This is a genomic window from Capilliphycus salinus ALCB114379 (assembly GCF_047276495.1).
Taxonomy (GTDB): Bacteria; Cyanobacteriota; Cyanobacteriia; order Cyanobacteriales; family Microcoleaceae; genus Capilliphycus; species Capilliphycus salinus.
In genome coordinates, this window is sequence record NZ_CP178543.1 from 2,961,060 (window position 1) to 2,985,525 (window position 24,466).

Here is a 24,466-nt window from a genome sequence, read left to right on the forward strand (position 1 = left end):
CTCAGACCTGTTAGTTGGGAGCAGTCCAGTTAGCCCAATCTTGGGGTTTCAAGAACGTTTCATACAGTTCGGCTTCTGGGGTTCCAGGTTGAGGTTGATAACCATATTCCCATCTTACCAAAGGTGGCAGGGACATGAGAATCGACTCGGTGCGCCCGTTGGTCTGTAACCCAAATACAGTACCGCGATCGTAGACCAAATTAAATTCTACATATCTACCGCGCCGATAGAGTTGGAAATTCCGTTCGCGATCGCCATATTCGGTTCCCCGACGGCGCTCAACAATCGGCGTATAAGCCGGTAAAAAGGCGCGTCCGCAGTCCTGTACAAAGGCAAACAGGGCTTCCCAGTCGCGGATGTCGATCGCACCGAGATCGCCGGAATATTTAGCCGCCGCACTTTCGCTATAAGGGCCGCGATAAAGTTCTCCTTGACCATCCTGGTAGTCAAAGAAAATCCCGCCTATTCCTCGGGCTTCTTGACGGTGCTTGATGTGGAAATATTCATCGCACCAATGCTTAAACACCGGATAATATTCGTGATGATGGCGATCGCAAGCTTCTTTAAACGTTTTGTGAAAATGGGCTGCATCTTCAGCAAAAGGGTAATAAGGAGTTAAATCGGCGCCGCCCCCGAACCACCAAACCGGACCCGCTTCAAAATAGCGATAATTCAAATGCACGGTTGGAATGTAGGGATTGCGGGGATGCAACACCATCGAAGTCCCGGTGGCGTAGAATCCGTGACCTTCAGCTTCCGGACGTTGAGCCAAAATCGAAGGCGGTAAAGTTTTACCCCAGACCTCGGAAAAATTCACGCCCCCTTGCTCAAACACATCTCCATCCCGGATGACGCGGGAGCGCCCGCCGCCCCCTTCCGGGCGTTCCCAAGAATCTTCTTGAAACGTGCTTTTCCCATCAAGCTGTTCCAAACCCTGACAAATTTCATCTTGAATCTGCTTCATAAACTGGCTGACCCTCGCTTGGGAGTCTGCCCCTGGCGGATTCGGTGTTGTTGTTTTTTCTGATACTCTCGAAGCTGTCATAACCGCTCCCAAACATTCGTGATTGCCAAACCCTTGCTCGTTGCCAAGGGATTTAATCATCCGGGGTTTAACCCAACTTGCTAGTAGAGGTTAATCCCACAAATTTTTATTTTAACCCCTAACGGCCAACACTTTGAACTTGAAATTGTCTGCGCTTCCAGAGGTTGTATCTTTCCGTTAAAATATTGTCATCTGACGCCTCCGGCGACGGGAGGATGTCAAAAAAACTTAATTATTTCCGACCTGCCCAAAAATAGAGTCAGGCTCAGATCGTCATCGATGCGATCGCAAAGGCTCAATTGACTAGCTGCAATTACAAACAAGATGTCAAATTCTCTTAGTATCAGTTCCGTTTTAGAAATCCTGCGACCGGTACAAGATCCCGAACTTCAGAAAAGCTTAGTGGATCTCAATATGATCCGCAATGTAAAAATCAACGATGGCGAAGTCAGCTTTACGCTGGTTCTAACGACTCCCGCCTGTCCGTTACGAGAATTTATCGTTGAAGATTGCCAAAAAGCGGTACAGCAACTTCCGGGAGTCGAACGAGTTACCGTTGATGTGACGGCTGAAACTCCCCAACAGAAATCGATACCCGACCGCCAGGGTATCGAAGGGGTGAAAAATATTCTGGCGATTTCTAGCGGGAAAGGGGGCGTCGGAAAAAGCACGGTTGCGGTTAACGTGGCTGTTGCTCTGGCCCAAAGTGGAGCGAAAGTGGGGCTGATCGATGCGGATATTTACGGCCCAAACGATCCGACGATGATGGGACTGTCGGACTACCAAGTGATGGTTCGCCAGGGCAAACAGGGCGAAGTCTTAGAACCGGCGTTTAATTACGGCGTGAAGTTGGTTTCTATGGCGTTTTTAATCGATCGCGATCAACCGGTGATCTGGCGCGGCCCGATGCTGAACGGGATTATTCGTCAATTTTTATACCAAGTAGAATGGGGCGATCTCGATTATCTGATTGTGGATATGCCGCCGGGAACGGGAGATGCTCAACTGACGCTGGTGCAGGCGGTGCCGATGTCCGGTGTTGTGATTGTTACCACGCCTCAAACGGTTTCTTTGCTGGACTCCCGCAAAGGTTTACGAATGTTCCAACAACTGGGAGTTTCGGTTTTGGGGATTGTTGAAAATATGAGTTATTTTATCCCGCCGGATCTTCCCGAGAAAAAGTATGATATTTTCGGTTCGGGCGGGGGCGAGAAAACGGCGAAAGAATTGGGTGTTGCGCTGTTGGGAGGAATTCCCCTGGAAATGCCGGTGCGCGAAGGCTGCGATAACGGGGTGCCGATTGTGATTGCCGATCCGGAGTCGGCGGCGGCTAAGGAGTTGACGGCGATCGCGCAACGAATTGCGGCGAAAGTGTCTGTGGCGGCGTTGGCGTAAAGTTGGCTCTTGGAGTTAACGATAATAAAATATCGCTCTCGGGATGATATCGGTTCCGAATGCTGAAAAGTTCTGTAGACTGAATGAATGTAGAGATCGACGAGGATAAAAGAATGATTCTCCCCGGTTCAGCAGTTCGTGTGATTAACGCCAGTGATACCTATTACGGCTTTCAAGGACAGGTGCAACGGATCAGCGATGGTAAGGTTGCGGTGTTGTTTGAAGGGGGAAACTGGGATAAATTAGTCACGTTTCGGCTTTCGGAGATCGAACCCGTCGATGCGACCGCCGGACGGAAAGCCAAGAAAAAATAATCTTGCTTGGGCAGGTTCAAAATGGAGTCAATAGTCCTCTACCTGCCTCTTTTATCAGTTATTAAAGGCAAGAGGCGCTTCTAGCAAGAGGCAAAAGTCTGTGTAGGGGCGGGTTCGGTCTTGATTTATAACCTCCCACAGACAACTGATATAAACCCGCCCCAGAGTCACCGAAAAAACTGGTCACTGTTAACTGTTAACTGTTCACTGTTGACTGGTCACTGTAAAAGTTTGCTTATGCGTCTTCCTTTTCCCCAATTTAGTACAACCAACCGTCATCCCCGTCATATTGGGGAAGTGATTGAGACGGCAACCTGTGAATTTTTAGCCCAATGTCTGGAATCTGCCGATCTGACGTTTCCGATTATGCCTCCGTTTGGCAGTTGGGTAAAATCGACTGATGAGGAGTCGGGAAATCAAATTTATGGGATTGTTTATCATGTAACGACGAGTCCGATTGATTCGGTACATCGAGCGCGAGCGTTAGGATTATCGTTGCAGGAGTTGCGGGAAGAACAGCCGCAGATTTTTGCGATGCTGAAGACAGAATTTAGGTCAGCGATTATTGGGTTTGAGACGCAGGCTGTGGGTAAAAATGGGATTGAACCGCCGCGAGGGACTGTTTATCAATACATTCCGCCCCGTCCCCCGCAAATTCATCAGGCGGTTTACCACTGCGAAACGAGGGATATTATTCACTTTAGCGAGGAATTTGACTTTCTGCGAACGTTACTTGAGGTGAGTCAAGCGCCGGTGGAATCTTTGGTTGCTGCTGCGATACGACACATTTATCAATTGCGAAATTGCGATCGCTCTTGGTTGGTAGAAGCGGGACGAACGTTAAGTATTTTACTGCGAGATGACTACGATCGCCTGCGGATCATTCTCAAGCAAATTCATCCATAAGAGGGAGTCGGTGTAGGGGCGGGTTCCGAGTCAATTTATCATGTCCTACAGATAACTAATATAAACCCGCCCCCTCCTCACCGAGTCACTGATAATTGCCTATTTCCTTCTTTTGACAATAGAGCGCTACAATTGAGAGGTTGTCTAAAATTCGCACATCCTGGGTTTCGGGTGTTTCTGAAGAATAAAGTTCAGAAATCAACCCCCGGATGGAGGATTAACCCGAAAGGAGATCAAAGAATAATGGCTGTAATTAGTCTGGCAGAAATGTTAGAGTCCGGGGTTCACTTCGGACATCAAACCCGGCGTTGGAATCCGAAAATGGCTCCGTATATTTATACCGAGCGGAACGGAGTGCATATTATTGACTTGGTTCAAACGGCTCAACTGATGGAAGGAGCCTACGAGTACATCAGAAGTTCGTCTGAACAAGGGAAGAAATTTTTATTTGTGGGTACGAAACGTCAAGCGGCGGGAATCATTGCCCAAGAAGCCCAACGGTGCGGCGCCTACTTTGTGAACCAACGTTGGTTGGGGGGAATGCTGACGAACTGGACGACGATCAAAACCCGGGTAGATCGACTCAAAGAACTGGAATATCGTCAAGAAAGCGGTCAACTGGATTATCTTCCGAAGAAAGAAGCTTCGACGCTGCGGCGGGAACTGGAGAAGCTGCAAAAATACTTAGGTGGTATTAAGTTGATGCGGCGAATTCCGGATGCGGTGGTGATGATCGACCAACGGCGGGAACATAACGCGGTGATGGAATGCCGCAAGTTGGGAATTCCGATTATTGCGATGTTGGATACCAACTGCGATCCGGATTTGGCTGATATTCATATTCCGGCGAATGATGACGCGATTCGAGCGATCAAGTTAATCGTGGGTAAATTTGCGGATGCGATTTATGAAGGGCGTCACGGTCAGTTAGAGACGGATAGCGATTTTGGCGAAGACTTTGAGGAAGACTACGAAGGGGCTGAAGAAGAGTTTGAGGAAGAAGGGGCTGATTACGAAGACGAAGGCAATGGGGAGGATGAGGACTCCGAGGAGTAAAATCAACGGAGACATCTGAACCGATTTAACCCGCCAAGTGGGGGTGCAAGCCGGGATTGAAGAGGATTTGATTGAGGCTTGCGCCCTTCAACTTGAGAATGGGGGCATGAATTTGTTAATATTTTCTAACAGATGTCAATAGAACAGATGTCTCAGGGCGACTAAAAAAATTCAAGAGAAGGAACTGAGGAAAAGATGGCCGATATATCTGCAAAAGTAGTCAAAGAACTGCGCGAAAAAACGGGCGCAGGTATGATGGACTGCAAAAAAGCACTCAAAGAAACAGATGGCGATATGACCAAGGCCGTCGAGTGGCTGCGACAAAAAGGCATTACCTCGGCCGAGAAAAAAGCGGGTCGTGCGGCGAGTGAAGGACTGGTGGGCAGTTATATTCATACTGGGGGCCGTGTGGGAGTCCTGGTTGAAGTGAACTGCGAAACGGACTTTGTGGCTCGTCGCGAAGAGTTTCAAACGCTGGTGCGGAATGTGGCGATGCAGATTGCTGCTTGTCCGAATGTGGAGTATGTCAGTATCGATGGGATTCCGACGGATATTGTCGAGAAGGAAAAATCGATCGAGATGAAGCGGGACGATCTGGCTGGAAAGCCGGATAATATCAAGGAAAAAATTGTTCAAGGGCGGATTGAAAAGCGCCTGGGCGAATTAGCTTTGATGAATCAACCTTATATTCGCGATCAAAATATTACGGTTGAGGAGTTGGTCAAACAAACGATCGCCCTGTTGGGAGAAAATATTAAAGTGCGTCGTTTTTCTCGGTTTGTTCTCGGCGAAGGCACGGATGCCGAGGAAGAAACGGCGGAATAAGGGCTGTTTTCTCAACTGAATTCCCAGTCTAATCCCGTTATGTTTGCCCCGATCGCGATCGCCAATTCAAGCCGATTGGGGCGGATCATTTCTAAATTTTTTCTAAATTTTCCGATGGACTGCTGACTGTTGATGGTGTTAGTATTTACGTGAAGAAATGAGCGGATCGCTAAGAGACTTGGAGGAGGATATTGCTTCTTTAGAAGAGGCGATTGTCAAATTAGCTCAAGAGTTTAATGATGCTTATGAAAATTATCTGACGGCGTTGGGAAAAGCGGTTCGTCAACAGTTAATTTTGGCGAGTTATCATTTGTGTACTCAGGGCTATCCCGAATCTTTTCTGAAGCTTTCCTATTCGCAACGTCAAAAATTGCAACAGAATTTGCAGGCGGTGGCGTCTAACACTCAAAAGAGTTTGCTGGCTTTGGTTCAACTGTCCTCTGCGTCTCAAGCTTTAGAGGAAAAAGAACCTGAACAGACTCAACCAACTGAAGAGATTGATGAGGATGATTCGGATGAGGATGACGATCCGTTAGAAGCGCTGCTGTGCGAAAATGAATCGCTGGAACTTTCGCCGGATTTACTGTTGCGTGCGCGATCGCCGGAACCTTTGAGTCTTCCCGAACGGTTGGCGAAATGGCAAGAGGATCTGGAAAAATCGATTCATCGCCTTTTGAAAACCCTCTCTCAAGAGAGCAATTTGCTGTTACAAAAGGCGGATCTTTTTCCGATTCATTTCCCGCAGGCGGTTTTAGAAGCGGCGACCGAAGCGCCTGCGGAAACTTCGGTGGCGAGTCCGCCGAATTTACTGAATTTGATGATTCAAGCTGAAAATCCCGAGGATGACCAGCCGGCGACGAATGTGGCTCGTTTGATTGCGGTGCATTTGCGTTTGTCTGAGATTGAGTTTGCGGATGCAACGGTGATGTCTGCACGCCATCACATTCGCCATCTTTCGGCCCAGTTAAATAAGGCCGGACGTAGTTACCAGAAGAAGCAACGGGAGCGGACGGTTTTAGAGGCGGAGGCGGCTTGGCGTGCTTCTTGGTTTGAGGATTACCCCAAGAGTTAAGGGCTAGGGCTAAAACCTCCTCTACTCTTGGTTTTAGGCTTTTGTTTATTAAGTTGAATAATTATTCAAGCGCAGGGGCGAGTTAAACCCAATAAGCTTCAGTTCCTATCTTCTCAAAAAAATCCCGAACTGTCAATTGAAAATCGATTTTTTTTCTGTTGTTCAAAGTTTGAACAATTATTCAAGCGCAGGGGCGAGTTAACCCTAATAAGCTTCAGTTTCAATTGTAGGGAAAAAGTTCCGAACTGTCAATTGAAAATCGATTTTTTTTCAGCTTTTTTATTAAGTTGAACAATTATTCAAGCGCAGGGGCGAGTTAAACCCAATAAGCTTCAGTTTCAATTGTAGGGAAAAAGTTCCGAACTGTCAATTGAAAATCGATTTTTTTTCAGCTTTTTAAAAAAATTGAATAATTATTCAAGCGCAGGGGCGAGTTAACCCTGATAAGCTTCAGTTTCAATTGTAGGGAAAAAGTTCCGAACTGTCAAATTAATGGTGCCGCGCGCGGCAAAGGCTAAATTTTTTTAATTGGGGTTTTCATCTGGGGTTGGCTGAATTTGTCGAACATAGCGAATTTTTTGGGAGTCCTGAGGTGTTAAGGCTGGTACTGAGTCGGTTATTTGAGTTTGGAGTGATTGTCGCGGAGTTGAAGGATAAAGTGTGCTTGGCATGGGTTAGGTCAGCTTGCTGGCAACGGGGGATAAAAAAGTTGTCGGAATCTGGGTTTGCTGAGGCGGGTGGGTTAAGTGAGTGGGTAAGGAGATAACCCGCCAAGTGCCGTATTTTGTAGCTTTTGGGTAGAAATTGAAGTATAATTCAACATACAATACAGGTTTTGGATTTTAGCCTGTAGGCTAATTTTAGCGAAAAATGGGCAAAATGTCAAATTTAACTTGATTTTCTTGATTTTCCAAGTTAAAAACTTCTATACTTTTAGAGGAGAACAGCGCAATTATGCTACTCTATAACAATGAGGTTTAGTTAACCTTGAATTTTTTATTTTGCCTAGTGATTTAGCGGGCTGATTCATACAGTTTTCGATCAAAAGCGAGCTTTTAGATTGAAATCTAAATATCAAGATAAACCTATATTCTTGACTCAACTGAAACAATGAAGAGTAACCAACCCGACTGGGTACGCTTGCATAAAGCCATTGGTGTTGAAGCCGAAAGAGGGTTCACCAATATACAGGGAAAGCATCACCAATTTCACGAATTTTTGTATATTAGCTTAAACGATCTTTTAAGTTACGTTCCCGCAGAAGCCCAACACCGCTGTCAACAAATGGTGGATGCTTTTGGGAACTATTCAGAAAAGAGCTTACAAGAACGAGAAAATCTCCTCGATGATACGAAGCGATTTTTATTGCAGATGGAGCGGCAGATTAGCAGTCGGTCAAAAGTTGAAGGACTAACGGCAAAAAGTCAAACTCCTCGGACTTCTGTTGTTGGTTCTCTTCCGACAAATTCTATTATTCAAACGAAATCGATTGTTGAGAAATCGCCGAATGCTGCGTCTTCTTTAGAACAACCTTTAGATAAAGTTGTCGGGCCTAGAAATGCGGGTCGATTGGCGAAATTAGGTCTGTATACGGTTTATGATTTGTTGTACTATTATCCGCGAGATCATATTGATTACGCCCGTCAAGTTTCCATTCGGGATTTAGTTCCGGGAGAAACGGTTACTTTGGTGGCGAAAGTGAAACGATGCAACTGTTTTAGCAGTCCTAAAAATAAGAAATTAACGATTTTAGATTTAACGTTAACCGACCACACCGGACAATTAAAAATCAGCCGTTTTTTTGCGGGACCGAGATATAGTAACGCCGGATGGCAAAATAAACAAAAATACAATTATCCTCCGGGTACGATTATCGCGGCTTCGGGGTTGGTTAAAACTAATAAATATGGAATGACGTTAGATAATCCGGAATTGGAGGTTTTAGATCAAGAAGGCGGTCAAATTGATTCGATGAAAATTGGTCGGGTGGTGCCGGTTTACCCTTTAAGTGAAGGGGTAGGCGCTGACTTAGTTAGAAAGGCGGTTTTATCGGTTTTACCGACGACCAACCAACTAGAAGATAGTTTACCGAAAGGGTTGCTAAATATGTATCAACTCATTGGGGTACAAGATGCGATTCAAAATATCCATTTTCCTCCGGATCGAGATTGTTTAGCGGCAGCCCGTCGGCGTTTGGTCTTTGATGAGTTTTTCTATTTACAATTGGGTCTGTTACAACGACGCCAATCTCAAAAAAAAGCGACAACCAGCGCTATACTTGCTCCGACGGGAAAACTAATTCAACAGTTTAATGAAATTCTACCGTTTAAATTCACCAACGCCCAAGAACGAGTGATCAAAGAAATCCTGATTGATTTACAATCTTCCGAACCGATGAATCGTTTAGTTCAAGGGGATGTGGGTGCGGGAAAAACGGTGGTTGCTGTTGTGGCAATGTTGGCGGCAATTCAAGCGGGATATCAAGCGGCATTGATGGCGCCGACGGAGGTTTTAGCCGAACAACATTATCGAAAATTGGTGGGTTGGTTTAACTTAATGCACTTATCGGTTGAACTGTTAACGGGTTCAACTAAAACCGCCAAACGCCGAGAAATTCACAAGCAATTAGAGACGGGAGAATTACCGGTTTTGGTGGGAACTCATGCGTTAATTCAAGATACGGTAAATTTTCATCGGTTGGGGTTAGTTGTAATTGATGAACAGCATCGTTTTGGGGTTCAACAGCGAGCAAGACTGCAACAAAAAGGCGAGTCTCCTCACGTTTTAACGATGACGGCCACGCCAATTCCCCGCACATTAGCCCTAACGTTACACGGAGATTTAGATGTCAGCCAACTTGATGAACTTCCTCCCGGACGCCAACCGATTCAAACGACGATTTTAATGGGAAAACAACGCAACGAAGCCTATGATTTATTGCGGCGAGAAATTGTGCAAGGAAGACAGGTTTATGTGGTTTTACCGTTGGTGGAAGAATCAGAAAAGTTGGATGTTCGTTCGGCTGTCGAGGAACATCAAAAACTGCAAAATAAGATTTTCCCGGAATTCCAAATTGGTTTGTTGCACGGTCGTCTCAGCAGTGCGGAAAAAGATCAGGCTATTTCTGACTTTCGCGATCAAAAAACTCAAATTCTGGTGTCAACTACGGTTGTGGAAGTGGGGGTTGATGTTCCCAATGCAACGGTAATGTTAATCGAAAATGCGGAACGGTTTGGTTTATCTCAATTGCATCAATTGCGAGGACGGGTTGGACGGGGCGAACACAAATCTTTTTGTCTGTTAATGGCGGGTAGTTCGACGCCGGACGCGAGAGAAAGACTGGAAGTTTTGGCACAGTCTCAAGATGGTTTTTTTATCGCGGAAATGGATATGCAATTGCGGGGGCCGGGTCAAGTTTTGGGAACTCGTCAGTCGGGTTTGCCTGATTTTGTTTTGGCGAGTTTGGTGGAAGATCGGGAGGTGTTGGAGTTGGCGAGAGATGCGGCACAAAAAGTGATGGAAAAAGATGATTCGTTGAACCGTTGGCCGTTAATGAAGGGGGAGTTGAACCGACGGTTTGAACGAATGTTGGGGGGTTCTATTTTGACTTAAAAAGAAGCAGTTTTAAATAAGGGTGTTGCTTTAAAAAAGGGCGCATTGCCATGCGCCCCTACGGTTTATCATTAATATGAATTTTTGACTTAATCTATGAATGTTAGACCTGCAACTGTAGAGGATGTTTCGCTGATTTTTTCGTTTATTGAGAAGAAGTCGGAGTTTGACCGAAATCTTGGGGCTTTTTCGGGGGTGTTGCGGGTTTCTGAAGATAAAATTCGCAAAACGCTGTTTGGAAAAGTTCCGTTTGCTTACGTGTTGTTTGTGGAAAATAATGGTCGTGAAATTGGCTTTGCGCTGTATGGGTTTAGATATTCTTCGTTTGCGGGTCAACCGAGTATTTGGCTGGATGATTTATTCGTTGAGGAAAATAGTAGAGGTCGGGGTGCGGGATTAATTTTAATGAATTATTTGGCTAAAATAGCGCTAGAATATGATTGTACGCATCTGGCGAGGATCTGCGGATGCTCGAAATGTTCGCGGATTGAATTTTTACTCTCGTTTGGGTGCAGAAATTATGGAAAAACAAGGAAATCGCTGTTTTTTGAAATGGGTTCCATTCTCGAAAATCTGATATCGAAAATCTGAAAATTTAATGCTTTGCTAACTGTTCAACAAAGGCTTGATGTTCAACGCTTTCTAACCCCGTTTGCAAGACCTGTAAAACTTGTTTCATATTTCCAGTTAGTAACTCATTTTCAGCTAACCATAACCCCGGAAAAACACGACTGCGAATAATTCCTGCTTCGTCGGGTTGCAGTTTAATATATTCCCCTTTCTCTAAAACAAACCAATTGAATTGATTTTCATAGGACTGCCAAACGAGATATTCAAGTACCCCATTTCGTCGATAAACTTGTTTTTTATCTCCTAAATCAATAGCTGCACTACTGGCAGCAATTTCAGCAACTAATTCTGGCGCACCTTCGAGATAGTCATCTTCACTTAATCGAGTTTTTCCACCCAAATTTTGATCGATGAATAACACCGCATCGGGTTGAGGTTCGTTATCCCAATCAAGTCGAATGGTTGGATTATCTCCTAACTCAACTCCTGAAGTCATCACTTTATAAAACCCTAGCCAAATCATCAAGTTCCCGTGAGGTTGAGCATGACTTTTGAAACGTAAAGCCGCAGGCATATAAACCACTCCTTCGATTAATTCAGCTTTTTTGAGATGAGTCATTTTGTTGTAACGTCGTTCAAATTCTGGACGAGTTAAGCGATCGCCATTTTCCAGGGGAGGAATTGATGTGGAGAAGTGTTGGGGTTTAACAGGGTTAGCCATCATTAAGCACCTAATTTTATACTGTTGCTTTATTGCTCGTATTATCGTTAAACGCTCTAAATTGATTCTACTTAATATTCTACACCCTCTTGAGCATTTAAGACGCCAACTGTTGAATAAAGATTTTTGGTAATCTCGTTTAAGGTCTGTGGCAGTTGGGCGCTGAGGGTGGGCTTTAGAAATATAGCTGTCTACCCAATAGAATATCGGAAATGCCGATTTTTTTATGTAAGCCATTGTACAAATTTTGAATTATTTTTTTAGTATGGTAATGAATATAAATATCCGGCGTTCGGTTAGAGAAAAGATTATCTGAATAGATTAATGCAACTCAAAAATTTAGCCCATGATGTCCCCCAAATCCCCACAGTTCCCGCCCAGATCGCGGTGGAAGACGATATCAATCCCGCGAGAGAACTTTTAGTCCGAGAACGTCCGTTTTCGGAGAAAGGAACAACCGAAATTTCTATCGGTTTGTATGTGATTGATTTATTCAAAGTTGATGAAGCCCGACAAAGCTTTGAAGCGGATTTTTTTATTGAATTTAGATGGAAAGATCCGCATCTCGTTATGAGCCAGTCTCATTGTTCTATTGCTTCCTGCCGTAAAAATTTAGAAGAAATCTGGCATCCGGCGGCGCGAATTTTCAACCAAAGAAACCTAACCAAAAACTTTGAAACGACTGTGGTTGCTCCCGATGGCACTGTAGTTTGCGGACAAAGATTTCACGGTTTAGTCTCCTCTCCGTTGAACCTGAAACGCTTTCCTTTTGACCAACAAACCCTAAAAATTCAAATTATGTCATTTGTATTTAGTCCGGATGAAGTGCAGTTTATAGTCAATCATCACCTCACCGGATTAGCCGAAGAAATATCGCTTCCCAACTGGTCTACAAACTCTCCGGTTGCTCATACCGGTTCCCGCCATATTGCTCAACTGAATCAAAGTTTTGTGTGCTTTGACTACGAACTGCAAGTCAAACGCTACACCGCCTATTATATTACCCGCGTAATTTTACCCTTAATTTTAATTGTCTTGATGTCTTATGCTGTTTTTTGGTTTCCTCCGGGTCAAATTATGCCCCAAATTACTATCTCCGTCACCGCCATTCTTAGTTTAATTACCTATGAATTTACGCTGCAACAAAGTTTACCGCAAGTTCCTTATTTAACGGTTCTCGATAAGTTTGTCATCGGGGCGATGGTGTTGGTTTTTCTGGCTTTAGTAGAAACGGTAACAACCATTGAACTGGCCGAAGTCAAACTGCAATTTCTGGCGCTAGATCTTGATAGCTGGCTGCGATGGCTGTTTCCCATCTTTCTCAGCGGGTTGGCTGCGGCTGCATTTTGGTTATAATTAAAAAGTTTTGAAAAAGGGCGCTATTTCATTTAATATATTTTGTGTGACTTGTTGTTCCAGTCCCCAAAATCCACTTGCTAAAATTCAAAATGACGATTATACTAACGAACGATGATGGTATTGATGCGCCGGGTATTCGCGCCTTATCGGAGGTGATTAATCATCAAGGAATGTTTGTCGCCCCGCAAGAAGAATTATCGGGTTGCGGTCACAAAGTGACAACAAGATCGCCGATTCCGGTTGAACGTCGTTCGGATACAGAATATGCGGTTGGGGGAACTCCGGCTGACTGTATTCGGTTGGCAATTACCCATTTATCCCCCCAAATTGATTGGGTGCTTTCGGGAATTAATTCCGGGGGAAATTTGGGGGTAGATGTGTATATTTCGGGTACGGTTGCTGCGGTGAGAGAAGCGGCTTTTCATGGAATACGAGGAATTGCTTTATCCCAATACCGAAAAGGGGGAAGACCCGTAAATTGGGAACAAACAAAACGGTGGAGTGAAAGGGTTTTAAAAGAGTTATTTAATCGTCCTTTGGAACCGGGAAGTTTTTGGAATGTGAACTTTCCCTATCTCGAACCGGACGAACCGGAACCGGAAATGGTGTTTTGTAAACCTTCTACAAAACCTTTACCTGTTGACTACAAAATAGACGGAGAAAATTATTTATATATTGGCAATTATAGCCTCCGCGAACGCAGTCGGGAAACGGATGTTGATGTTTGTTTTTCTGGAAAAATAGCGGTAACTCAGATTAAATTAGAATAGACAAATGATGTTTGTTTTGTTATGGCTTGAATTGTGCTAAAATGCTTAAAACCTCCTCCGAATCTATTAGCTTAGAAGCCTTTTTGAACCTCCCCGAAACCAAACCCGCTGCGGAGTATATTAACGGCGAAATTATCCAAAAACCCCTGCCAAAAACTCGCCCTTCTCGACTCCAGGGTAAACTAACGACTGTTATCAATCCTGTGGTAGAATCAGAACGAATTGCTTATGCTTTTCCGGAACTCAGATGTACCTTTGGAGGACGATCAATTGTTCCCGATATTGCTATTTTACGTTGGAGTTAAATTGAGTTTAATGATATTGGAGAACCCCGAGATGATATCTTTGTTGCTCCAGATTGGATGATTGAAATTTTATCCCCTGACCAAACTTCTAACCGAGTAACAGGTAATATTTTGCAAAGTCTAAAATTGGGTTCTCAAATCGCCTGGTTAATTGACCCCGACGATCGCTCAATTTTAATTTTTCAACCGAACCAACAACCGGAACTCTTTCAAGCTGATGATCGCTTAATCATTTTAGAAGATATTCCTCTTGAATTAACTGCCAATCAAATCTTTAATGGGTTAAAAATGAATCTCTGAGAACCCTTTAAAGTTTTGCGATCGCACCCAACCCGACAGAAGCGAGTGTGAAAAGAGCGAAACAGGGACTTCAACCGGGAAAGACTAGGAATGATTGCTTAATCTGTTTTCGTGGCGGGTACGGGAGAAGCGATCGCGAAGGATGGTAAAGTTTAACTGTAGTGGGTTTTTGACCGTCGGGAGGAAATTACAGCCCTTACTCCGTTTTAATTATCCCCCATATCCCCCGTTTGTTGTGACAAATCTTAACATCATTTCTCAGCAAATCAGTTTAAGGTAACAATTTAGGTGGTTTGATAATCGCCCTCTCAGTATAGAGATGTTTGATGTAGAACCAAAGCTTTGGGATATAAGGATTTAGTATGAGCGTTAATTTAGCAACTCAATTGCGAGAAGGCACAAAAAAATCCCACACAATGGCAGAAAATGTGGGTTTTATCAAATGCTTTTTGAAAGGAACCGTTGAGAAAACCTCCTACAGAACATTGGGAGCCAATCTCTACTTTGTCTATTCAGCGATGGAAGAAGAGATGGAACGCCACCGCAACCATCCGATTCTTTCTCGGTTATATTTCCCCGAACTCAACCGCAAACAAAGTCTAGAAAAAGACCTATACTATTTCTACGGTCCCAACTGGCGGGAAGAAGTCGCCCCCACAGAAGCTGCACAAGCTTATGTTGCTCGAATTCGGGAAATTTCCAATACCGAACCGGAATTAATCATTGCTCACCTGTACACTCGCTACATGGGGGATCTGTCCGGTGGCCAAATTCTCAAAGCGATCGCCCAACGGGGGATGAACCTCTCAGAAGGCGAAGGCATTCAATTCTACGAATTTAAGGATATTCCCGACGAGAAGGCGTTCAAAGCCAATTATCGCCAGGTGATGAACGATTTACCCATCGATCAAGCCACCGCCTCCCGCATTGTCGCCGAAGCCAACGCTGCTTTCGGGATGAACATGAAGATGTTTAACGAGTTAGAAGGAAACTTAATCAAAGCCATTGGTTTAATGTTGTTCAACTCCTTAACTCGCAAACGCACCCCCGGATCTACTGAACTCGCACCTGCTGCGGAATAATTGTCCGTTCAAATTGGTTTAAAATTGAAATAAGTCTGCCGACAGGAGAACACTAGGTCCTGGGAGCTTAATGGCTGTAGGTGAAAGCAGTCGTTAGGTTTCCAGGATTTTGACGTTTTGACTTTTTCCCGATGCTATCTTCGGTTTTTCGGTTTTTAACATAATTTTTCAATTCGATCTAAAAAAAAGACAAATTATTTATATTCTGACAACTTTTTTAAAGCAATGATAAAACTTGAATTGCAATCGCTTGAACTCCGTTGACCGAGGGCCAAGTAACTTATGCTATGTACGGTTCCGTACTCTCACTGATGAAAGAATCTGAGAAAGTATTCTATAACAGAATAAGGGACTCAACTCGGAATCAATCACGGAAAATTAACTGGTGCTATGAACAGAACTCAAACGACCATTCTAATTATAGATCATTGTCTGAGAGACTTAGAAACCTATCAGGACTATATAACAAGACATAACAACAAGAATATAAAGAATGTGCAAATCTCGATAGCGGAAACGGTTGAGAAGGGATTAGAGTATTGCCAAAAAAATGAATTTGATGTGATTATCTTAAATCCATTGGTTCCGAATTTAAAGAGGTTAAGGTTTGTCGAAAAATTAGAGAAAATCCAGAAGAATACCCCGATCATTGTGTTAAGCGAATCTCAACAAAAAGACAAAGCGAAACAAACAATAAAACGGGGAGTTCGAGATGACCTAATCAAAGAAAAACTGACATCGGAACAGCTTTTTCAAGCGATTGAGACTGTAATTCCCGAAAATAATCATTTCCAAACTGTAGAATATCTTGAACCCTATAATCGTTTTATAAAAACAGTTAATCGGCGGATTTTTCAAGGAGAAAAATTAGAAACTATCCTGCAAAAAACAGCGGACGATCTTCGGAAAATTCTCGACTGCGACCGCGTTTTATTTTATCAATATTCAAGGGTTAATTTTCCGCAAAAACTCGTTCAATCGGTGAACAATAAAACTCCAAAAATCGATAATTTTAACCCTACAGATTTTGGGATGTATTCCGACAAACAACGGGTGGTTGCCGATATTTACAAGGAAAAATTAACCGCAAATAATATCAAAAATTTAGAAAAAAATAAAGTAAAATCTTATTTAGCTTTTCCGGTTATAATTCCTTCAGAATCTCCTCAAAGCTTGGAAAAATTTGGATTATTAATCGCCCAGGACTGTGAGAAGTTTCGAGACTGGACTCCCAAAGAAATAGACCTGTTTGAACAACTATCTTTGCAAGTCTCAATCGCCATAAAACAAGAACAACTCTCTGAAAAAATCGAAAAACTAAACACCCAACTCGAAACCCAAACCCGAGAAAGCGATCAACAAATTCAAGCCCTTTTAAATAATACCTTTCAATGTACCGGACTGCTCACCCCCGACGGAATATTATTGGATGTCAACCAAACCGCTTTAGACTTGGGAGGCTTAAAACGAGAAGACACCATCAACCGTCCCTTTTGGGAAACCTACTGGTGGACGATTTCCCCAGAAACCCAAAACCAACTGCGTGAAAGTATCGCCAAAGCCGCTTTAGGAGAATCAATTTACTATGAAGTTGATGTGCTAACTGCGGGGGGGAAAGTCGCCACGACAGACTTTGCTTTGCGTCCGTTAACGAATGAAACGGGGGAGATTGTATTATTAATTGCAGAAAGTCGAGATATCAGCGATCGCATCGAAGCCAAACGAGCCTTAGAAGAAAATCAAATTTTACTGCAATCGGTTTTAGATTGTATCCCTCAAGGGGTATTTTGGAAAGATAAACAGGGTAATTTTCTCGGATGTAACTATCAATTTACGGTGGATGCCGGCTTATCTTCTCTCGAAGAAATCATCGGGAAAACCGATTATGATATGCCCTGGAAAGAAGAAGCAAAATTGTATCGAGCCGACGATCATCAAGTCATGCGATCGGGAGAAGCAAAACTAAATATTGAAGAACCGATGACAAAAGTGGGGAAGATTTCACGACTGTTGAGAACCCATAAAATGCCGTTGCGAAATGCGGATCGAGAAATTATCGGAGTGGTGGGAACTTACGAAGATATTACCGAACGCAAACAAGCAGAAATTGCTTTACGCCGCAGTGAAGCCCGCTATCAGATGTTAGTTGATAACTTCCCCAACGGAGCCGTGTTTATGTTCAATCACGAGTTGCGGTATATTCTGGTTGGCGGTTTTGGGCTGGCTGAAGTGGGACTGAGTAAAGAACTACTCGAAGGAAAAACGATTTGGGAAGCCTTACCTTCAGAAACGTATGAACTGATCGAACCCTTATATCGTCGCACTTTAGCGGGGGAACAAATGGTCGAGGAACTTCCCTTTGGCGATCACCTGTATTTAGTCTACTTTTTACCAATTATTGAGCAAGGAACTGTGCAAGCGGGCGTGGTTTTAACTCAAGATATCACCCAACGCAAACAAGCCGAACAAAAACTACAAAAACTCAATCAAGAACTGGAAGCCAGAGTTCAACAACGCACGGCAGATCTAGAAGTAGAAATCGCCCAACGAACTCGCCTTTTAAACATTTTAGAAGCGAGTTTAAACGAAATCTATATCTTTGATGCGGAAACATTAAAATTTCAATATGCAAACCAAGGGGCGTTAAAAAACCTGGGTTACAGCTTAGAAGAACTCCAACAAATTACCGCAATTAACCTCAAACCCCAACTCACCCCGGAACAATTTCAAAAATTAATCGATCCCTTATTAAACCATCAACAAGAGAAAACGATTTTTCGAGCCGCTTATCAACGGGCAAATAAAACGCTATATCCGGTCGAAGTTCACTTTCAACTGATCGAACATCAACAAGAACGTTTATTTTTGGCGGTTGCTCTCGATATTACCGAACGCCAACAAACCGAAGAACGTTTACGACTGGTCGAATTTGCCCTTGATAACGCTCAAGAAAGCGTGTTTATTTTCGATAAAGAAGGTCAGATTGTTTATGTTAACAAAACGGCTTGTGAGAGCTTGGGCTATTCGAGTACGGAACTGTCAAATCTAAAAATTTGGCAAATCGATGAAAACTTAAATTCTCCCCCCCATTGGGAACCGTTTTGCCAGTATCTCAAACGACAAAAATCGCTGTTATTAGAATCTACCCATCACACCCAAAGCGGCGTAGTGATTCCGGTAGAAATTACCCTCACCGAGTTAAACTTTCATGGTGTTCCTTACTTTTGTGAAATTGCTCGGGATATTCGAGAACGGAAACAAGCAGAAATCGCCCTGCAAAAGCGAGATAATTATTTGACTGCATTGGTCGAAGTACAACGTCAACTGTTATCTGCAACGTCTCAAAATAACTTATATGAATTAGTTCTTTCTCTGTTGGGTCAAGCTGCAAATGCGAGTCAGGTTTATGTATTTGAGCATTGTTACGATGAGTTTCAGCGTCCCTATTTGTATTATATGTCTCACTGGTCGGCGCCCGATGCGACTTCAAGACTGAACCGTTCTGTTCTCCAACAGCTTTATGATACCCCTTGTTTTTTACCTTGGATCGAACAAATGAATCAAGGTGAAGCCATCTGTCAGAGTTTAGATGGTATGACTTCCGAACAGCGTGAAATTCTCGAACCTGCTGGAATTTCTACGGTATTATTGTTTCCATTAATTGTCAAAGGTGAATTTTTTGGGTTAATTGGGTTTGATAATGATGAGGACGATCGTCAGTGGGATGAAGCGGAAATTAGTTTATTAGCTGCTGCGGTGAGTGCGATCGCGTTGGCGACGGAACGTCAACTCGCCCAAGAACAACTCAAACGTCAATTAACCGCCATTGAAGCGGCGAGCGAAGGGATTGCTATTACCAACCCAATGGGAGATTATATTTACCTGAATAAAGCCCATTTAGAACTGTTTGGTTATACGGATGCCAGTGAAATCTTAAACCGTCACTGGAAGACGCTTTACGATCCAGAAGAAGCTGATCGCATTGAGCGAGAAGCTATTTCTAAACTGATGGAAAAAGGATATACACTCTGCGAAGCGGTGGCGACTCGCAAAGACGGAAGTACCTATTTACAAGAATTTTCTTTAACCCTGACCAGTAGCGGGGAAATTGTTTGCGTTTGTCGGGATATTACCGAACGTAAACGAGCCGAAGATCAACTGCGCCGCACCAATGCTCAGTTAGAACGAGCCACCCGTTTAAAAGATGAATTTATGGCAAATATGAGCCACGAATTGAGAACGCCGCTGTATTCAATTTTAGGGTTATCTGAAGTGTTGCAACAGGGGGTTTATGGATATCTCAACGCCGAACAATTGCGATCGCTTTCAACGATTGAACAAAGCGGTCAACATTTGTTGGAATTAATTAACGATATTCTGGATTTATCGAAGATCGAATCGGGAAAAATGGAGTTACAGCTTGGGGCGGTTAATATCACTCAATTGTGTAAATCCAGCCTAAACTTTGTCAAACCCCAAGCGGATCAAAAAAATCTGCAATTGCGGTTAATTGCCGAGGAGATTCCGGTGACGCTAGAAATTGATGAACGCCGCATCCGTCAAGTCTTAATTAACCTCCTCAGTAATGCGGTAAAATTCACGCCAGAAGGCGGTAATATTGTGCTGAAGGTGGAAATTGATCGCGAAAAGGCTTGCGTTCATCTGAGCGTTATTGATACGGGGATTGGTATTGCTGCTGAAGATCAAGTTCAATTATTTGAACCGTTTGTACAAATTGACAGCAGTTTGTCCCGACGATATTCGGGTACGGGTTTGGGGTTGGCGCTGGTGCGACAAATTACTCAAATGCACTCGGGAACGGTGTCGCTCGAAAGTGAAGTGGGGAAAGGAAGTACATTTACGGTTACACTTCCTTGGAATACAACTGTTGTGGGGGAGGAAGGGGAGTTATTTTCTTCAACAAATGCGGGGAATGAAGGGATAAAAAATGAACGTTCAACCTGGATTGAACCGACGTTTTTAAACTCATCTTTTGAGGGTTGTCCAACCCTTTTAATTGCAGAAGATAATAAAGCCAATGCGGAGACGGTTGCGGATTATTTAGGAACCCGAGGATATCGAGTTATTTTTGCAGAAAATGGTCTGGAAGCGGTTGAATATGCTCAACAATACCAACCTCAATTGATTGTTATTGATATTTCAATGCCGCTCCTTGATGGTTTAGAAGCCATTCGTCAAATTCGCACTCATCGAGACACGGCTGAGATTCCAATTATTGTGTTAACGGCGTCTGCGGGGTGCAAAGATCGAGATAAATGTTTGCAAGCCGGAGCGAATGATTACATGAGCAAACCGATTAGTTTAAAATTGCTCTCTGATAAAATAAAACAAAGACTCAATCAGCAGTAATCGTCTACAATTGAATAAGTTGTTTAAATTGACTTCGATAAACCCGATTTTTTTGGGAGTTTAGTATTGACGTTAAATCTTAGTGATTCAAGGACAATGACGGGTGAAAAAATTTTAATTGTGGATGATGAACCGAACAATTTTGATATTATCGAGGCTCAATTGTTACGAGAAAAATATGAATTAAGCTATGCGTCTAGCGGGATAAAAGCCCTGCAACGCTTGCCCTTATTTCAGCCGGATGTTATCCTGTTAGATGTAATGATGCCCGATATGGATGGGGTGGAAGTTTGTCAAAAAATCAAATCCGATCCCCTCTGGTCTCACATTCCAATTGTGGCGGTGACGGCTTTGAATTCTAAGCAAGATATGGCGCGATGCTTGGAAGGGGGAGCCGATGATTTTATTAGCAAACCGGTTGGCGGGATAGAATTGCGGGCGAGAATTCGTTCGATGCTGCGAATTAAACAACAATATGATACCTTACAAAAACAGCGGGACGCCCTGGCTGAGATGCTGAAACTGCGGGAAGAAATGTCGCACATGATCGTCCATGATTTGCGAAATCCCATTGCTTGTATTATCTTCGCGGGAGAACTTTTAAAAGAAGAAAACACCCTCTCCGAACTCAATCAAAAAAAGGTGGAACGGATTGTCAATTGCGGACATCGATTGCAAGCTTTAACCAACGATTTGTTAGTGATGGCAAAACTTGAATCGGGACACCTCGTTCTCCATCGCAACACGATTAATTTCTGTCAACTGGCTCATCAAACAATCGTCGATTTTGAACCGATCGCCTCTCAGAAAAAGATCATCTTAGTTCCCGAAATCCCCCTAACCCGAAAAGCCGTAGATCTCGATGCCAACTTATTTCGTCGAGTCCTAGATAACCTACTGTCAAACGCGATCAAATTTTCCCCCAATAACAGTGTCGTTCGCTTGCGGGTTGAGTATCCAAAAAACGGACCCATTCAAGTGAGAGTTCGCATTTCCGACCAAGGTCACGGGGTAAGCAAAGAATTACAAGAAATTATTTTCCAGAAGTATGCTGTGGGGTCTTTAGTCGAAGGAATTGAACAAATTGGTTTGGGTTTAGCTTTTTGTAAAATGATTGTAGAAGCTCACGGGGGTCAAATTTTTGTCGAAGATAATCAACCCAAAGGTGCTACTTTTATTTTAGAAATCTAGCCGGGGTTTGCAGGTGCCGGGGAGATCGCCCGAGCATTAACCGTCTGAGAGGAACTGATTTTTCCCCGAAAAACGGAAAAAAGTTGTACTTGTTACCGTAAATTCTCCAATGTGTTGTATGCTGAACAATGAGGATTAACATCCCTACCATTCTGGGTCATACAACAAACAAATGAGTATCAGTGAGATGGCGGCAACAATGCACTTCTCGACGGAATCCCGTCTTGTTGCTCCTCCTGCGACTCAAGCCGATCCCAACTCGATCCGCCACCTCAACGACCTGATCTTCTATCTGGGTCAACAGGCATCGAGTTTTCGACTTCCCCCTGATTTAACGGTTCTGTCTCAATTTCCCCCCGGCGTACAGCAAGAGGTTAAAAACACCTTTGGCAGTTACGGGAGACTCTGCGAGGTTGTCCGTGAAATGATCTTACACCTGAGTCAACCCCACGCGATCGCCGATTACTGTCTGTCGAGTAAGATTGGTAAAAAGCTCCCCAACGCCCTCTACGTTCACGTTAGCGCCCTCCATCAACTCGATCCAGCACTGCGCCTCTACGAGTCTTGGAGTCGGCAAATTTTAGGCAGTCTCGACGGAATCACCCTGGTCAAATTTCATCTTCACAAATCGGTTGTTTCCTACCTATCCTACCCCAACTTTGACGACGATCCCCATCCGGCGTTAACGGCGAGTTTGTTGGTGAACATCCAAACCAACCATCTCAAAAGTCACGACTATTGCGATAGCGATAACCCCCCCATTCTTCACCGCAAAGAAACCTTTGTCACCCGAGACTATCCTCACTATAAAAAATTTGCCCGGTTGACGCAAGCCGAAGAACAACTCGGACTGTTAACCAAACTGAATTTATCTGAAAACTTATCGGACACCGAAGCCTCATTTTCACGCGAAGAAAGACGGATCTATCGCACCATTGGCACCCGGGAAGGATGGAGACAACATCTGGCCCGACAGGGGGTAGAAATTCGCGATCATCGCATTGTTTCCCTGGAAAGAAATCAAGAAAATTCATTAGAATCTTTCCCCATTCCCAAGATCGAACGCCACAAAGCGGCCTTAGTTCGTCGTTCCCTTTCCCGTCCGGTGAAGTTGGCGTTAGAAGCGGGTTTATTCTCAGAAAATACAACTTTTTTTGATTATGGCTGCGGCTACGGAGGGGACATTCAACGCATGGGAGAACTGGGCTATGAAAGTTCGGGTTGGGACCCTTACTATTCGCCCGATACACCTTTAAAAAAAGCCGAGATTGTCAACCTGGGTTATATCATTAATGTGATCGAATGTCAACAGGAGCGACGCCAAGCATTGGTGAAAGCCTGGGAGCTAACGGAAGGGGTTTTGATTGTGGCGGCTCAAATTTTAATTGACGATCGCGATCGGGGAATTGTTGCCTATGGAGATGGAATTATTACCAATCGGAATACCTTTCAGAAATATTATGAACAAGAAGAACTGAAAACCTATATCGATCAGGTGTTGGAGGTCGATGCTATCCCCATTGATGTCGGGATTTATTTTGTTTTCCGGGACGAAACTCAAGCGGAAAGTTTCCGGGCTTCTCGGTTTCGGTCGCGGTTAACTTCTCCAAAAATTTGTACGCCGATTAAACGGTTTGAAGACTATGAAAACTTATTGCAACCGCTGATTAAATTTGTTAGCGATCGCGGACGACTGCCGGTGGCGGGTGAACTTTTAGGCGAAGGGGAAATTCTGGGGGAATTTGGGACATTTAAAAAAGCATTTAAGGTGATTTTGCAGGCGACCGATCCCGAAGAATGGGAAAAAGTAGCCGATCGGCGTCGCCAGGATTTTCTAGTCTATTTAGCTTTGAGTCAGTTTAGTCGCCGTCCGAAACTTTCGCAACTTTCAGAAGTCGTCCGCAATGACATTAAAGGATTGTTTGGCAGTTACAAGAAAGCTTGTGTTTTAGCAGATGTTATGTTATATAGTATGGGAAAGGAAGAAGTGATCGCCGACTGTTGTTCAAATAGTCCGATCGGTCAAAAGTATTCTCACTCTCTCTGGGTCCATCTTTCCGCCTTGGAAAAACTCGATCCCCTGCTGCGATTATATGAAGGGTGTGCAAACCGAACTCTAGGTCGGCCGGCCGGAGCAACTTTAGTTAAGTTTCACATCAAAACACCTAAAATTACCTACCTTTTTTATCCGGATTTTGATACCGATCCCCATCCGGCATTGCACACTCAAATGGAAATCGACTTACGCGATCTCCATGTGACCTATCAGAGTTATGATGGGCCTAATCCACCCATTTTGCATTGCAAGCAAGCCTATGTAACGCCGGACTATCGGGGTTACGAAAAGTTTGCCAAACTGACTCGTCAAGAGCAAGACTGGGGACTATTAGATGATTTTCGGGCGATTCAAACCCGCCAAGGGTGGCTGAAATGCCTGGAGGAACACTGTGCAGAAATTAAAGGTCATCGGGTTTACTGGCGTAGCGATGCCGATCCTTACCGTCGGAAATTAATAGAATCTGCCCGTCGCGCCCGTCGAAAACCGCACTGATCAATCATATATTTTACCGAAA

16 protein-coding genes and 1 pseudogene are annotated in these 24,466 nt (G+C 43.8%); 15 read left to right on the forward strand and 2 right to left on the reverse strand.

Going from position 1 to position 24,466, the window contains the following annotated elements; all coding sequences use genetic code 11:
* Nucleotides 1-10: 10 nt before the first annotated feature.
* Complete coding sequence (gene hemF / locus ACL6C3_RS12255) at nucleotides 11-1,045, reverse strand: oxygen-dependent coproporphyrinogen oxidase (RefSeq protein ID WP_413168311.1); 1,035 nt, start codon at nucleotides 1,043-1,045, stop codon at nucleotides 11-13.
* A 324-nt stretch (nucleotides 1,046-1,369) separates the two neighbouring features.
* Between hemF and ACL6C3_RS12260 the strand changes: the two genes are divergently transcribed.
* The 8 genes from ACL6C3_RS12260 to ACL6C3_RS12295 all read left to right on the forward strand — a co-directional run bounded on the left by ACL6C3_RS12260 (nucleotide 1,370) and on the right by ACL6C3_RS12295 (nucleotide 10,816).
* Nucleotides 1,370-2,440: an Mrp/NBP35 family ATP-binding protein gene (locus ACL6C3_RS12260; RefSeq protein ID WP_413167443.1), complete on the forward strand. Its 1,071-nt coding sequence runs from the start codon at nucleotides 1,370-1,372 to the stop codon at nucleotides 2,438-2,440.
* Between the two features lie 113 nt (nucleotides 2,441-2,553).
* Nucleotides 2,554-2,754: an NAD(P)H dehydrogenase subunit NdhS gene (locus ACL6C3_RS12265; protein ID WP_413168312.1), complete on the forward strand. Its 201-nt coding sequence runs from the start codon at nucleotides 2,554-2,556 to the stop codon at nucleotides 2,752-2,754.
* 237 nt (nucleotides 2,755-2,991) lie between these two features.
* Nucleotides 2,992-3,660, forward strand: coding sequence for an HAS-barrel domain-containing protein (locus ACL6C3_RS12270; RefSeq protein ID WP_413167444.1), 669 nt, complete (start codon nucleotides 2,992-2,994; stop codon nucleotides 3,658-3,660).
* A gap of 243 nt (nucleotides 3,661-3,903) precedes the next feature.
* Nucleotides 3,904-4,716 carry a 30S ribosomal protein S2 gene (rpsB, locus tag ACL6C3_RS12275; RefSeq protein WP_413167445.1) on the forward strand — a complete coding sequence of 271 codons (813 nt, stop codon included), beginning with the start codon at nucleotides 3,904-3,906 and terminating at the stop codon, nucleotides 4,714-4,716.
* 195 nt (nucleotides 4,717-4,911) lie between these two features.
* Complete coding sequence (gene tsf, locus ACL6C3_RS12280; protein WP_413167446.1) at nucleotides 4,912-5,541, forward strand: translation elongation factor Ts; 630 nt, start codon at nucleotides 4,912-4,914, stop codon at nucleotides 5,539-5,541.
* 157 nt (nucleotides 5,542-5,698) lie between these two features.
* Nucleotides 5,699-6,613 carry a hypothetical protein gene (locus ACL6C3_RS12285; RefSeq protein WP_413167447.1) on the forward strand — a complete coding sequence of 305 codons (915 nt, stop codon included), beginning with the start codon at nucleotides 5,699-5,701 and terminating at the stop codon, nucleotides 6,611-6,613.
* Nucleotides 6,614-7,723: 1,110 nt separating this feature from the next.
* Nucleotides 7,724-10,225 carry an ATP-dependent DNA helicase RecG gene (recG, locus tag ACL6C3_RS12290; RefSeq protein WP_413167448.1) on the forward strand — a complete coding sequence of 834 codons (2,502 nt, stop codon included), beginning with the start codon at nucleotides 7,724-7,726 and terminating at the stop codon, nucleotides 10,223-10,225.
* Between the two features lie 96 nt (nucleotides 10,226-10,321).
* Nucleotides 10,322-10,816, forward strand: a complete 495-nt coding sequence (locus ACL6C3_RS12295) for an N-acetyltransferase family protein (protein WP_413167449.1) — start codon at nucleotides 10,322-10,324, stop codon at nucleotides 10,814-10,816.
* 4 nt (nucleotides 10,817-10,820) lie between these two features.
* On the opposite strand, the gene ACL6C3_RS12300 is transcribed toward ACL6C3_RS12295, so the two are convergent.
* Nucleotides 10,821-11,519 carry a Uma2 family endonuclease gene (locus ACL6C3_RS12300; protein WP_413167450.1) on the reverse strand — a complete coding sequence of 233 codons (699 nt, stop codon included), beginning with the start codon at nucleotides 11,517-11,519 and terminating at the stop codon, nucleotides 10,821-10,823.
* 321 nt (nucleotides 11,520-11,840) lie between these two features.
* On the opposite strand from ACL6C3_RS12300, the gene ACL6C3_RS12305 reads away from it, so the two are divergent.
* From ACL6C3_RS12305 to ACL6C3_RS12335, 7 genes and pseudogenes are all read left to right on the forward strand, one after another.
* A complete protein-coding gene (locus ACL6C3_RS12305; RefSeq protein ID WP_413167451.1) occupies nucleotides 11,841-12,872 on the forward strand; it encodes a hypothetical protein in 1,032 nt (343 codons plus the stop codon).
* Nucleotides 12,873-12,964: 92 nt separating this feature from the next.
* On the forward strand, nucleotides 12,965-13,645 hold the full coding sequence (gene surE, locus ACL6C3_RS12310) for a 5'/3'-nucleotidase SurE (protein WP_413167452.1): 681 nt from the start codon (nucleotides 12,965-12,967) through the stop codon (nucleotides 13,643-13,645).
* Between the two features lie 41 nt (nucleotides 13,646-13,686).
* Nucleotides 13,687-14,250 (forward strand): annotated as a pseudogene (locus ACL6C3_RS12315) (Uma2 family endonuclease).
* A gap of 362 nt (nucleotides 14,251-14,612) precedes the next feature.
* On the forward strand, nucleotides 14,613-15,332 hold the full coding sequence (locus tag ACL6C3_RS12320; protein WP_413167453.1) for a heme oxygenase (biliverdin-producing): 720 nt from the start codon (nucleotides 14,613-14,615) through the stop codon (nucleotides 15,330-15,332).
* Between the two features lie 495 nt (nucleotides 15,333-15,827).
* Nucleotides 15,828-20,702 (forward strand): PAS domain S-box protein, encoded by a 4,875-nt coding sequence (locus ACL6C3_RS12325; protein ID WP_413167454.1) that lies wholly within the window; start codon nucleotides 15,828-15,830, stop codon nucleotides 20,700-20,702.
* 96 nt (nucleotides 20,703-20,798) lie between these two features.
* Entirely contained in the window at nucleotides 20,799-21,893 is a 1,095-nt protein-coding gene (locus ACL6C3_RS12330; RefSeq protein WP_413167455.1) for a response regulator, read from the forward strand.
* Between the two features lie 172 nt (nucleotides 21,894-22,065).
* Nucleotides 22,066-24,444, forward strand: a complete 2,379-nt coding sequence (locus ACL6C3_RS12335) for a DNA phosphorothioation-associated putative methyltransferase (protein ID WP_413167456.1) — start codon at nucleotides 22,066-22,068, stop codon at nucleotides 24,442-24,444.
* Nucleotides 24,445-24,466: the final 22 nt, after the last annotated feature.